The 12,353-nt window shown below is 69.1% G+C and carries 8 protein-coding genes and 3 pseudogenes; 5 read left to right on the top strand and 6 right to left on the bottom strand.

Annotation, left to right across the window (positions count from 1 at the left end; all coding sequences use genetic code 11):
• Window positions 1–67 precede the first annotated feature (67 nt).
• Window positions 68–1,132, bottom strand: a complete 1,065-nt coding sequence (locus OG897_RS29910; RefSeq protein ID WP_266661604.1) for an aldo/keto reductase — start codon at window positions 1,130–1,132, stop codon at window positions 68–70.
• 142 nt (window positions 1,133–1,274) lie between these two features.
• Here OG897_RS29910 and OG897_RS29905 point away from each other — a divergent pair, with 142 nt between their 5' ends.
• Complete coding sequence (locus OG897_RS29905) at window positions 1,275–2,096, top strand: helix-turn-helix transcriptional regulator (RefSeq protein WP_266661603.1); 822 nt, start codon at window positions 1,275–1,277, stop codon at window positions 2,094–2,096.
• A gap of 477 nt (window positions 2,097–2,573) precedes the next feature.
• Here the strand turns inward: OG897_RS29905 and OG897_RS29900 are convergent.
• Window positions 2,574–2,873 (bottom strand): annotated as a pseudogene (locus OG897_RS29900) (IS5/IS1182 family transposase); the annotation flags it as partial.
• 275 nt (window positions 2,874–3,148) lie between these two features.
• Here OG897_RS29900 and OG897_RS29895 point away from each other — a divergent pair.
• The gene (locus OG897_RS29895; protein WP_266661602.1) at window positions 3,149–3,679 is read left to right on the top strand and encodes an RICIN domain-containing protein; all 531 of its coding nucleotides are present in this window, start codon (window positions 3,149–3,151) and stop codon (window positions 3,677–3,679) included.
• 134 nt (window positions 3,680–3,813) lie between these two features.
• Here the strand turns inward: OG897_RS29895 and OG897_RS29890 are convergent.
• The 3 genes and pseudogenes from OG897_RS29890 to OG897_RS29880 form a co-directional block, all read right to left on the bottom strand.
• Window positions 3,814–4,233 (bottom strand): annotated as a pseudogene (locus tag OG897_RS29890) (transposase); the annotation flags it as partial.
• Window positions 4,230–4,998 (bottom strand): annotated as a pseudogene (locus OG897_RS29885) (IS5 family transposase). The pseudogenes OG897_RS29885 and OG897_RS29890, both read right to left, overlap by 4 nt.
• Before the next feature lie 431 nt (window positions 4,999–5,429).
• Window positions 5,430–7,304 carry an NAD-binding protein gene (locus OG897_RS29880; RefSeq protein WP_266661598.1) on the bottom strand — a complete coding sequence of 625 codons (1,875 nt, stop codon included), beginning with the start codon at window positions 7,302–7,304 and terminating at the stop codon, window positions 5,430–5,432.
• 409 nt (window positions 7,305–7,713) lie between these two features.
• Between OG897_RS29880 and OG897_RS29875 the strand changes: the two genes are divergently transcribed.
• The 3 genes from OG897_RS29875 to OG897_RS29865 all read left to right on the top strand — a co-directional run bounded on the left by OG897_RS29875 (window position 7,714) and on the right by OG897_RS29865 (window position 10,813).
• Entirely contained in the window at window positions 7,714–8,706 is a 993-nt protein-coding gene (locus tag OG897_RS29875) for an alpha/beta fold hydrolase (protein WP_266661595.1), read from the top strand.
• A 278-nt stretch (window positions 8,707–8,984) separates the two neighbouring features.
• Complete coding sequence (locus OG897_RS29870) at window positions 8,985–9,836, top strand: SGNH/GDSL hydrolase family protein (protein WP_266661593.1); 852 nt, start codon at window positions 8,985–8,987, stop codon at window positions 9,834–9,836.
• A complete protein-coding gene (locus OG897_RS29865; protein ID WP_266661591.1) occupies window positions 9,833–10,813 on the top strand; it encodes a triacylglycerol lipase in 981 nt (326 codons plus the stop codon). Before OG897_RS29870 ends, OG897_RS29865 begins: the two co-directional genes overlap by 4 nt.
• Here the strand turns inward: OG897_RS29865 and OG897_RS29860 are convergent.
• Entirely contained in the window at window positions 10,781–12,079 is a 1,299-nt protein-coding gene (locus OG897_RS29860) for a CdaR family transcriptional regulator (RefSeq protein ID WP_266661589.1), read from the bottom strand. The two genes, OG897_RS29865 and OG897_RS29860, sit on opposite strands and share 33 nt — an antisense overlap.
• Window positions 12,080–12,353 lie beyond the last annotated feature (274 nt).

Raw genomic sequence — 12,353 nt, 5'->3', positions numbered from 1 at the left:
CCTGCGTGCACGGACCGGCACACCGGCCCGTGCACCGAGACCCCGACGAACTGGATGTACGTCAAGCTCAGCGGCGGTTCTCGATGCGCAGGCCGCCCGTGGTCACTTGGCGCATGTTGTCGCTCGCGAGCAGGTCGTGCGGCTGGCCGAGCTCGATCGCGCTCGCCGCGTCCAGGCGGGTCAGCTGGGCGGTCGTGAACTCGATCTCCAGGGCGCCCAGGTTCTCCGCCAGCTGGGCGGGAGTGCGGGCCCCGATCAGCGTGGTTGCCACGCCCGGGTTGAGCAGGGTCCAGGCCAACGCGACCTGGGACGGGGTGCGGCCCAGGTCGGCGGCGACATCCCGGGCGACGTCGGCCAGGGCCAGGTTGCGTTCGGTGAGCGTGCCCAGGGCAAGGTTGTGGCTTTTGCGGTTGCTCTCGCCGGTGCCGGCGCTCGTCCCGATCACGTCGTCCCGGCCGTACTTGCCGCTGAGCACCCCGCCGCCCAGCGGTGAGTAAGGAACCACGCCCAGACCCAGTTCCCGGGCCATCGGGATCAGGTCGCGCTCCGCGGTCCGTTCGATCAGGCTGTACTCGAGCTGCAGCGCGACCAGCGGCGACCAGCCGCGGAGGTCGGCGATCGACTGCATCCGGGCCACCTGCCAGGCCGGGGTGTTGGAGATCGCCACGTACAGCACCTTGCCCTGCCGGACCAGGTCGTCCAGGCCGCGCAGGACCTCCTCGACGGGCGTACGGAAGTCCCATACGTGCAGGTACAACAGGTCGATGTAGTCGGTGCCCAGCCGCCTCAGGCTCCCCTCCACCGAGCCGAACAGGGCCTTGCGGTGACCGCCCCCTGAGTTGGGGTCGCCGGGACGGCGCAGCGTCGCGTACTTGGTCGCCAGCACGAGGCTTTCACGCTTCTCACGGGCGAACTCGCCCAGCAGGCGCTCGGAGCTGCCGTCGGTGTAGGTGTCGGCTGTGTCGAGGAGGTTGCCGCCGAGCTCGACGTAGTGGTCGAACAGCTTGCGGGCCTCGGCCCGCTCGGCACCCCAGCCCCACTCGGTGCCGAAGGTCGCGATACCCAGGGCCAGCGGTGAGACCCGCAGTCCCGAGCGGCCCAGCAGCCGGTAGGTGTCGAGGGTGAGTGCCATCAGGTTCTCCTGTGCTCATGTGTGCTCGTGGTTTCTTGCCGGGACCGAGTCTGTGGTGGTGGCGGCCGGGGAGTAAGGGAGGGCACTTCCTGGGAAGATCGGTCCCACCTTGACGGTTGGACCGGTCATGACGACCCGAACCATGGACACCGCCCAGGAGTTGGCCGCCTTCCTGCGGAGCAGGCGCGAAGGGCTCGACCCTGACCGGCTGGGCCTGCCGTTGCATGGGCGGCCCCGGCGGACGCCGGGGCTACGCCGGGAGGAGGTCGCCGAACTGGCCGGGGTCAGCACCGACTATGTGGTCCGGCTGGAGCAGAGCCGCGGGTTGCGACCCTCGGCAGAGGTGCTGGCGGCGCTGGCCCGGGCATTGCGCCTGGATCCGAGCGAACGGGACTACCTGTTCGACCTGGCCGGACATCGCCGCCCCGGCATCACCGATGGGTCGGCCGCCGGTGCGGCGCCGTCGCTGGCACGCCTGGTTGGTGACTTGTCACCGCTGCCGGCCATGCTGCTGGACCACCGTTACGACATCCTGGCCTGGAATCCCGAAATGGCCCGGCTGCTACCGGGTTTCGAGGCCGTACCGCCGTCGCGGCGCAACGCGATGTGGCTGTGTCTGCTGCACCCGGAGATGCGCGGCTTCTACGCCGACCGGGAGCAGGTGCTGCGGGACGGCATCGCCCACCTGCGTGCGGCATGGGCCGCGCACCCGGAAGACCGGAAACTGTCCGACCTCATCGCCGAATTCGCCACGCAGGATGAGGACTTCGCTCGCTTGTGGTCGGAGCGCGATGTCAGCGTCAACGGCCGCGGCCGGAAGGTGCTACTGCATCCAGTCGCAGGTCCCATCACCGTCGACTTCGAAGTACTGGTGCCGCTCCAGGACCCGGGACTGCGCCTGCTCGTCTACCGCGCTGCGGACGAGGAGAGCCGCGCGTCCCTGGACAGGCTGTGCGCAGGGTGAATGGGCCCCATCTCACAATTGGTTGCGAGAAGCATGATTCCTGCCGAGCACGGCATCGCCCACCTGAGGAACGGGAGGGACCCGGCCCGTCACCTCGGCCCCCGCGAGCACATGAGCGACACCATCCAGGCCATCACCGGCCTCCTCAGGCCACGGCAGACGGTGGGCTTGCACCCGCACACAGGTGAAAACCGCACCCCTGACTGCCTCTCGACGCCTCACTGCCTACCGTGCGCATGAGCTCGTCAGCCCGACACCAGTGCCCGCCCATGTCGCGTTGCAAGTCGAGACGTTAGATCTCAAGCTCAGCGCATCGGCAACCAGCGGGAGCAGGGGCATGACAACCTTGCAGAAATCGGAGCGGCTCGCCGGATGACCGGGCCGCGCCGACTATCGGGGAGGCGGTATTTAGCTCCGCAAGTGCCGTGTGTCGCTCCTGCATTTCGAGGGTTTCAGAGATCGTTTCGTCCGGCTGTTTCATCCCGACATACGTCTTTGATGTACTTGTGCCGGGTCGCGCCAGGAGATGGTGCTCTCGCCAGTGAGGCGGTGGGTCATGAGGTCGGTCATGGCGAGGTAGATCATGGCTGCGGAACCGTGCGGATGGGTCTCGTAGTCACGGGCCAGGCGGTGGTGGAGCATGAGCCAGCCGTAGGTCCACTCCGCCGTCCACCGTTTCGGAATCAGTGTGAACCCTCTGGCCGCACGGGCGCGTTGGACGATTTCGAGGTCGATACCGAGGGTGGCGGCGTGGTCGATGAAGTCCTTGCGATGGCCGCTGCCGTTCGGTTGGGCGTCGATGGTCGCCGTTCCGAACGGCGGCCCAGCCTCCTGTTCAGAAGCGGGCCGTAGAGCCGGACGGTGCGTTCGATCCGGACGCGTACGAGACGGAACCGGACATCCGCGAGCCGCTCACCCCCGGAAGCACCCCCTCCTCTGGCGTGTCCACATCAGTGGAATTAGCGTCCGCGACGCCGCACCGGTCCCACGATCGGCACCGGCCGCCTGCCCGTCCGACGGGCAGGCGCTCACGCCCTCTCGACGGGAGAACAATGAACCTCCGCAAACACTTAGTGAGCCGCCCGGCCCGTGTCGTCGCGGCGCTCACCGCGGCAACGGCCCTCGTGTTCACCGGCGCCGGGGCGGCCACTGCCGCCGCTCCCCCGGCTCCCCTGTCCGATGCCGTCGCCATCCACCCGGGCGCCGCGCATCCCGACAGCACTGGCGCCCTGAAGAACGTCAACACTGGTCGCTGCATCGACGACAGTGGTGCCTACGGCCTGCGCGCCTTTGGCTGCAACGGTCTCAACTACCAGTACTGGGGCCTCATCGGCCAGTCCAACGGCAACTGGGTACTCCGCAATGGCAACACTGGTCGCTGCATCGACGACAGCGCCGCCTACGGCTTGCGTGCCTTCGGCTGCAACGGCCTCAACTACCAACGGTGGGCGCTGTACTACAGCAACGGCAATTTCACCTTCCGGAACGAGAACACCGGTCGCTGCATCGACGACAGCGGCGCCTATGGCCTGCGCGCCTTCGGCTGCAACGGCCTCAACTACCAGCAGTTCGTCGGCCAGTAGCCCCGTCCGAACGGACCGGCTTCCACTGCGCTTGCGATGCCCGGCCCCCCTGGGCGGGGAGCCAAGCATCGCGACGGCAGGTTGCGGAGGTCCGCCGGATGTTCAGAAGCTGTGTCTGAGCCTCTTTCCGCAGGGTCCAGCGTCAGGCGGATCAGGGTGCCCTTGATGATGGGGAGTTCGCCGTCGTGGTCGGGTCGGTCCACGCGGAGCGGGTGGTGAGCCGGGGGCCGATACGGTCCCCGGCCATCGCCTGGGCGGTGCCGTAGCGGTCGGCGCCCCTGAACAGCCTCCGCGTGGGGCTCGCCCCACGTGTCTGGTTTGGCGGAGCGGAACTCCTTGCCGTGCTTCGGCGGCCGCCCACCCCGAGGGTAAGCCAGGGCGTACCGCAGTTGCGTAGGTGTCGGACGGCGCATGACCCGGTCCGAGCGCATCCGTCCGAGCACCTCGATGGGTAGGCCGGTAAGGAGGTAGGCCACGCGCGGGACGTCGTAGCCGACGTCGAAAACGACCAGGATGTCCGGGTCGCCGTCCTCCCACTGGCCCTGGCGGATCAAGTGACGTTTTCGTGGGTGAGGCGGCGGGTCATGAGGTCGATCATCGCGAAGTGGACCATGGCTTCGGAGCGGTGTGGGTGGGTTTCTTCGTCGCGGGCGAGTCTGCGGTGGTGCATGAGGCGGCCGATACTGCGCTCGATGGTCCACCGTCTCGGGATGATTTTGAATCCCTTGGTTCCTGGAGGGCGTTGGACGGGGTGGACGTCGATATCCAGGCGGGCCCCGTGGTTGATGGCCGTGGTGCGGTAGCCAATGTCGACCCAGGCTTTGGTGACGTGCGGGTGGGCGGAGGCGATGCGGGACAGGAGAGTAATACCGGCCGCGGTGTCCGACACGCTCGTGGCGCTCACCAGGACGGTCAGCCGTAGACCCCGGGTGTCGCAGCCGAGGTGGCGTTCGCGGCCGATGATGCGTTTCCCGGCGTCGCTGCCTTGGTCGGTGAGGTGCACGTTGGCCGAGGTCTTGACGGTCTGGGAGTCCAGCACGCAGGCCGACGGTCCGCCGTCGCGTCCATCGCTCTCCCGGACCAGGCGCCGCAGCAGGCCGGTGAGTTCTTCGAACACGCCGTCCTGCTGCCGCTTCGCGAAGTAGCCGTACGCCGTGGCCCACGGGGCGAATCATGCGGCCGTAGCGCCAGGGGATGCCGGTGCGGTCCACGTAGAGCTCCGCGATTATCCGGGAGCGCAGGTTGTGCTCGGGCGGGCGGCCGGTGTCCAGGGCGTCCTTGTGGCGCCGGGTTCGCCAGGCCGTCGGGACTGGTTCGATGTCGTCGTAGGACGTGTCGCTCTCGGCAGCCACCACCGCGTGCTCCACCGAATCAGGTATCTCGGCAAGCGAGATGTTGCCCAGGTGGACGGTCAACTGCTGCCGCGCCGCCGCGTTCTCCCACGGGATGTCCACACCCTTGTACCCGAAGACGAGCACCCCTTCCAGCAGCGCGAACCCGCCCCCGAGCCCCACCCATCACCATCCGCTGAGTCCGCGCCCAACGCCGCCAACTCACCCTCCGCTGAGGCGAATTCGCCGCCTTCTTCCGGCGCGGAGAGCCCCGTGGCCCACGCGGCGATTTGGCGTCACGTGCACGCCGTCGGTGAGTGGGGGGGCGGAACCCGCCTGAACGGAGGGGGGGGCTTCCTCCCAGCCCGTGGCCGTCGCGGCGTCCGTGGACGAGCCCGGCTCCGCGGCCGCCGGGTCGTTCAGGCGATGACGACCACTCTGTCCCGTGTTCCCAGTGTCACTGGGTCGTCCTTGGCCGGGTTGATCCTCACGCCGTGGCCGTGCTCCGCCGCGCGACCGACCAGTCGGTAGCCGATCGCGGTCTCGCCACGCAGGGCGGCGGCCTCGACCACCGTGGCGAAGTTCACCGTGCGGCCCGGCTCGACGTAGTCGCCCGCGGGCCTCAGATGTACCGTCGCACCCGTCGCGCTCAACAGGTCGTAGTAGGCGCAGCGCAGGGTGGGGTCGCTCGCGAGGCGGGCGGCCAGCAGGCCGACGAGTTTGTCGCTGATGATGACGTCGTCGGCCTGGCTGACCTCGGCAAGCTTCCGGGCCTGTTCGTCGCGCATCTCGCTGACGATGGAGTAGCCCTCGTTCTCGCGGGTGGCGATGTCGCGCAGGTGCAGCAGGGTGGCCAGGACCCGGGCATCGGACAGGTCGGCGCTCCGTGCGTCGTCGCACAGGACGAGGACGTGGTCGTACGTTCCGGGTCTGGCGGATTCGATGGTGAGCGGGTCGAGGGTGTCACCGATCTGGACGGTCACGCTGATGTTGAGCAGTCGTTCGGTCAACTCTTCGGCGCAGGCGAGGGCCTGTTCGTGGTCGCTGAGGACGTGCACTTCGGAGCCGGGCGGGGCGTAGGTGTCGAGTTGGCCGAGGACATCGGTTCCTCGGCGGCTCCAGCCGATGAGGAGAAGCCGTTCGGTGGGAGGCGGAGAGGCCGGGTGTGTCTGGATCGCGGTGGAGTCGACGGTGACTGTGGGGGGTGTGGTGCGCAGGTCTGCGGAGGTGGACGCGATGAGGATCAGCCCGTCGTCCGCCGTCAGGACGGTGTCCATCGGCGGATTGAGGACGGCTGGGCGGTCTGCGGGGAGGATTCCCATGACGGCGGCACGGGGGTACGCGTCCAGGGCCTGTCGGTAGGTCGCGCCGGTGAGTGCGGGTTCCGCGCCCTGCTGAGCATGGATTCCGCCGCCTTCGCCCCGGGTGATCTCCTGGAAGACGGAGGTCAGTCCGGGTTGTCTGGCGGCCTGGACGAGCAGACGCGCGATGATGCCGTCACCGTCGATGACGAGGGTGCTCTCGCCGCCTGCCAGCCGGGCGATGGCGAGGTTGCGGCTGGACTGGACGGTGACGATGACCCGGACGGGCCGGTCGCCGCGCAGCGTCCGGTGGGTGATCGCGAGCAGGCACTTGAGCTTGTCCGCGTCCGCGTGCGCGCTCGCTTCGGGGAGGCTGAGCACGATGACGGCCCGCGCCTCAGAGGGGTTGACCAGACGCAGATCGCCGGTGTCGGTACGCCGTCCGGTACGACAGACGACTTTCACCCGGAGGTCGCCCAGCTTGTCGCGCAGGGAGTCCTCCATCTCGGTCTTGTCCTTGTCGGCCAGGATCACCACGACCGGACGACGGCCGCCGACCTGCACCTTCGCCAGTTCGAAGATGATGGTGAAGACGTGTTCGGTCCAGCCCAGGATGACCGTGTGATCCTTTTCGACGACCATCGAACGGCCCTTGCGGAGCTGGTGGATCCGATTGTTCATCCCGCTGGTCAGCAGACCGACCAGGGTGCTGACGATGAAGATCCCGCCGAGCGCCAGGACCACCAGGGGCAGGACGTTGCTCAGGTCCCCCTGCGAAGGGGACTCAAGCTTGAACGTCTGGTGGAAGTTCTCCCAGAAGGTGAAGGCCGCACTGCCCTCCGGGGGAGGCCCGATGAGCCGCATCGCCATGGTGACGGCCAGGATGAGGAGGAGGGTCGCCACAGCGAGCCAGCCGATGAGCGCGGGCGTGCCGCGGGCCATCGTCGAGTCGAACCAGTAGCGGAGCCGGTCACGCCGTGCGGGATGGGGCATCGCAGGTCTGTCTCACGTTCCGTTGTGACGGCGGTCGGTCACGGGAACCGGCACCGTCCCGGACGGTAGTCCGGGGATTTATGGTGACGCGCCGACAGTCGATGCGCAGCGGAGCCGGGCGCCGAATGGGGGTCCCTCCGGCGCGAGGTAGCACGGCGTTCCGCTCCAGCACGTATCCCGCAACGCACCGAACTGGCAGACCCGTGCGAATGGGTGAACCTCAGGTGTCGGACCCCACTCGACCTGCACCTTCACCAAACTTCCCCAATGATCTACCTATCGGCACCGTGCCGACGTGGACGTCAACACCCATGAGGCGTTGGTCCGCGCCCGGTTGCCGACAGCCGACGCGCCCAGCCCCCTGACGTGCTTGCCGTCCACGGAGCCAACAGATCAGAGGGCCTCCAGAATGTCCCGCACCCGCACCCGCCGCTCGCTCACTGTTGGCGCCTTGTGCGCCCTGGCGGTCAGCGGGGTGCTGTCCCCCGCCCAGGCTGCTGAGAAGCCTCGGTACGCCCCGGAACACGACGATTTCCTGAGCGCCTTCGCGGCCACACTGTTTCCGCTGTCCGGCAAGGCCGACGCCTCGCCACCGGGTGCCAACACCGACCCCGCCAAACCCTGCCTGCCCGGTGCGGATCCGACCCGGCACCCGCGGCCAGTGGTGCTCATCCACGGCACCTGGGAGAACGCGTACGACAACTGGAACGCCATGGCCCCGGCCTTGGCCAACGAGGGCTACTGCGTCTACGCCATCAACTTCGGCGCCACCGGCAGCCCGTTCAACACGTTCGGATTCAAGGCCACGGGACGCATCGAGGACTCGGCCCGGGAACTGGCCGTCTTCGTCGACCGGGTTCTGCGCACCACCGGAGCAGCCAAGGTCGACCTGGTCGGACACTCGCAGGGCGCGGGCTCCATGCCCATCCGGTATCTGAAGTCCCACAACGGGGGCACCAAGGTCAATCGCCTCGTCGGCATCAACCCGGCCACCCACGGCACGACGCTGAACGGACTGGACAAGCTGGCCAAGGTCTTCAGCGGCGCCCCGGCCGCAACTCTGTTGGGGCCGGTGCTCGCCCAACAGCTCACGGGGTCGGACTTCCTCGCCGAACTCAACTCGACCCCCGACACCACACCAGGTGTGCGCTACACCGTTCTGGCCACCCAGTACGACCAGGTAGTCACCCCGTACACCAGCGGCTACCTCACCGCGCCCGCCGACGACCCGAAGGCGGTCGACAACGTCCTCATCCAGAAGGTCTGCCCCACCGACAAGTCAAGCCACACCGACTCCTCCTACTCGCCCAACGTCATCAACATGACCCTCGACGCCCTCGACCCCGCCCACCGCGGTTCATGGCAGTGCCGGGCCGTCACGCCACTGGTACCCCTGCCCTGACAGAGCGTCCGACGCAGTAGGGCCGGGCCGGTCTCCGGGCCTCCTTCGCACGACGGTGACTTGATCACGCTGCTGATCTGCGTGGCCTTCACCTCGGCCCGGTACCGCTCCCGCCCCGCCAACTCCACTACGTCCTCGCAGAAGTGGGCCACTCCCCCTTGTGAAGCGTCACAAAGAACCGCCGTCGACTCTGGAGCACGTTCCGTCTCTGTTCCCCCACCGGCCCGTCAAGATGTGAGGCGCGGTACTTCGGACGGTCAACGATGACGGAGGTCGGCGTGAGATTCCCCGGACGATTCAGGACAGGCTGCGTCACGATCGCTGCGACGGTCGCCACCGTCGTGTCCACCCCGGCCCAGGCCGACGCCCCGGAGCCCCTGAACTATGTGGCGCTCGGGGATTCGGCGGCGGCAGGACCGCTGATCCCCCAGCAGGACGTCAATCTGCTGTGCCTCCGCTCGAACAACAACTACCCGGCGGTCGTGGCGAAGGCGCTCGGCGCCCGCCTGACCGACGTGAGCTGCTCCGGAGCCACGACGAAGGACTTCACCGCACGGAGGTTCGGACTGCTGGCACCACAGTTCGACGCCCTGCGGCCCGGCACGGATCTGGTGTCGGTCACCGTCGGAGCCAACGACAGCGGCCTCTTCCAGGAGGCGCTCGGGTGCGTCAACTTCCTTCCCGAGCCCTTCGGCCGCTCGTGCGCCGACACGTTGACGTCCGGCGGCGTGGACAGGCTGGACGGGGCGGTCCGGGCGTGGGCTCCCCGCTTCGGGACAGCGCTGAAGGAGATCAAGCGACGGTCACCGCACGCCACGGTCGTCGTCACCGGCTACGGCACGTACGTCCGCGAGGGCGGCTGCCACCCCGTCCAGCCCGTCTGGGCGCGCGACGCCAACTACCTCCAGGGCGTCATGAACAAGGTCAGTGCTGCTGCCAGGGAACAGGCACGCCAGCACGGCGCACGGTTCGTCGACGTCGCCGCCCTCACGGTCGGGCACGACATCTGCGCCGCGCCCAAGGACCGCTACCTGGAAGGGCTGGTCCCCTCCCACGCGGCGGCGCCTCTGCACCCGAACGCCCAGGGCATGGCCGTCGTCGGTGACGCGGTCGCGGCGGCAGCCCGATGAACGGCCGGCTCGCCCCGCGCCGCGCACACGCACCCGCCCGCCTCGTCGGACTCCTGGTCCTCGTCCTGGCCGCGCTCGCCGGAAGCACTGCCGCCCCCGCCTCGGCCGGCGAACGCGATGAGGGGGCACGACGCGCTCTGCCGGTGGTCTACCACTCCGTACCGGGAGTGACCGCGTCGCTCGCCCGCCCCGGAGCCTCCCCGCCCGGTGCCAACGACTTCACCTGCCGCAGCGCGACCCGCCCCCGCCCGGTCGTCCTGCTGCACGGCACGCACGTGAACATGGCCGTCAACTGGAACGCCCTGTCCCCGCTGCTCAAGAACAACGGGTACTGCGTCTTCGCCCTCAACTACGGCGGCCTCACGGCAGGGCAGGTGGGCGGCACAGGTGACATTCCCGCGTCGGGCCGGGAGCTGGCCGCCTTCGTCGACCGCGTCCTGGCCGCAACCGGTGCCCGCGAGGTCGACCTGGTGGGCCACTCGCAGGGCGGCACGCTGGCTCAGTACTACGTCAAGTTCCTCGGCGGCGCACCGAAGGTGGACAGCCTGGTGGGCCTGGCCCCCACCAGCCACGGCTCGACCGCGCTGGGGTTCGACAAGGGCATCAGAGCCCTGTTCCGCATCTTCCCCGCCCTTGACGGCCTGGCCAGCGCCCTCGATCCGGCCGCCCGCCAGCAACTGCGGGGCTCGGACTTCATCAACACCCTCAACTCGCTGCCCGACACGGTGCCCGATGTGCGCTACACCACCCTCGCCACCCGGTACGACGCCGTGGTCACCCCGTACACCTCTCAGTTCCTCGACGGCCCCGGCGCACGCAACATCACCGTCCAGAGCCGGTGCGCCAACGACTACAGCGACCACCTCGCCCTCGCCTTCGACCACGTGGCACTGCGCGAGGTCCTGAACGCGCTCGATCCCGGCACCGCGCGCGCACCGGACTGCTCAACCCCGGTCTGGCCGGTCTTCGGCGGCTGACCGGCGCCGGTGCGCGGCGGCCGAGCGGGCCGTCCGGGCTGCGCGGGCCGTCCGTGCCGTGAGGGCCGCGTGGAGCAGCGCGACGTCAGCGGTCTTCAAGGGGTCGGCGCCGGTCAGTTCCGCAATCTTGCGCAACCGGTAGTCCACCGTGTTGGGGTGGACGTGGAGGGCTGCGGCCGTGGGCCGCCGCCCTCCACTGCGCAGGTACGTCTCCAGCGTCCGCAGCAGTTCCGGGTCGTCACCGACGGGGTTCAGGAGGTCCGCGAGGGGGCCGAGGGCCTCGCTGGGCCGGGACAGCTGGAACTCCAGCAGTACGTCCTCCAGCCGGTGGGGTCCGGCCGGGCGACCGTGGAGCTGCGCGACCTCCAGGACCTCGCGAGCCGTGACCGCGGCCTTCGCCACCGCGGCAGGCTCGGCCGCGACGGCCCCCGCGGTGACCTCCGCTCCGGCCGCCCGACCCAGGTCGGCCACGATCCGCTCCAGGCGGGACCACTCACGCCCCGAAAGGCCGTCAACGGCGCCCTCCGTCGGCAGCAGGGCGACACCGCCTTCGGCGGTGAGCGTGGTCAGCACCGGGCCACGGAAATGGCGTTCCAGCTCCATGCGCAGACGCCGGACCTTGCGGCGGCCCGCGACCGCGCCGTCCACCCCGGCCGCCCGCTCGTCGGGGTGGACCCCCACAGCGAGGGCGAGCACCACAAAGCCCGGCGGCAGCGACAGTCCCGCCCGGGTCGCCGCCGCTTCGGCAGGGGCACCGTCGAGCAGTGCGGACAGCAGCGCGCAGCGTGCGGAGTGCTCGTCGTCGAACACCGTCTGCCGGGCATCGAGGTAACCGGCCCCCACGGCGGGCGTGACCAGCTCCAGGTAACGCAGGACCAGGGCATTGGCGGCCAGTACGTCCGTGACCTCACCCGGCCGTACGTGAGGGGTGAGTGACTCCCACACCACCTGCATGCCCACGTGGTACGCGGTGAGCACCACATCGATCGGGATGCCTTCCTCCGCACGGCGCGCGGCCGACTCCCGCAGAAAGGCCAGCGCGTCGCGGGAGGGGAGTTCCTTCGTCCGCAGGACGTCGGTGAACGACCGCAAGGTCTGGGTGATCACCCGCCGGATGTCGCCACCGAGTTCCTCCCCCGGCAGCAGACCGTACGCAGGCACCCGCGCGGTGACCTCGGCCAGCACCAGGTCGGTGTAGGCGGCCAGACCCGCCGACAGCCGCTCGTGCAACGGACGGCCCCCCACGCTGAAGTCCCCGACCGTCATTTGGGCCCCCCTTCCTCGCGCGGATTCAACCGATCCTCCCCCTCGGGCGACGACGGCGGGACCGGCTCAGTTGCCGGTGAGCCGGGTGGGGTCATCGAAACGCAGCGTACGCTTCCCAGGCCCAGGCGGACCCGGCAGCCACTCGGCCATCTCAATGTCCATTCCAGGGCGACGAGTTGAGGCTTTCCCCCTTGGCCTACTGCCACAACGGCCCTGCCCAAGACATCGCGGACCAACTCTTTCGCGTAATCGCAGAGCTCGGTGAGCGCCTTGG

Origin of the sequence: Streptomyces sp. NBC_00237 (genome assembly GCF_026342435.1) — a bacterium.
GTDB lineage: Bacteria > Actinomycetota > Actinomycetes > Streptomycetales > Streptomycetaceae > Streptomyces.
The sequence above is the reverse complement of the archived record's forward strand: the minus strand, read 5'-3'. Positions and strand labels throughout refer to the sequence as shown.

Bases quoted from the DNA above. Each gene is read 5' to 3' on its own strand.
- OG897_RS29910 (WP_266661604.1), bottom strand. From the start codon at position 1,132: ATGGCACTCACCCTCGACACCTACCGGCTGCTGGGCCGCTCGGGACTG.
- OG897_RS29905 (WP_266661603.1), top strand. From the start codon at position 1,275: ATGGACACCGCCCAGGAGTTGGCCGCCTTCCTGCGGAGCAGGCGCGAA.
- OG897_RS29860 (WP_266661589.1), bottom strand. From the start codon at position 12,079: ATGACGGTCGGGGACTTCAGCGTGGGGGGCCGTCCGTTGCACGAGCGG.
- OG897_RS29875 (WP_266661595.1), top strand. From the start codon at position 7,714: ATGTCCCGCACCCGCACCCGCCGCTCGCTCACTGTTGGCGCCTTGTGC.
- OG897_RS29865 (WP_266661591.1), top strand. From the start codon at position 9,833: ATGAACGGCCGGCTCGCCCCGCGCCGCGCACACGCACCCGCCCGCCTC.
- OG897_RS29880 (WP_266661598.1), bottom strand. From the start codon at position 7,304: ATGCCCCATCCCGCACGGCGTGACCGGCTCCGCTACTGGTTCGACTCG.
- OG897_RS29895 (WP_266661602.1), top strand. From the start codon at position 3,149: ATGAACCTCCGCAAACACTTAGTGAGCCGCCCGGCCCGTGTCGTCGCG.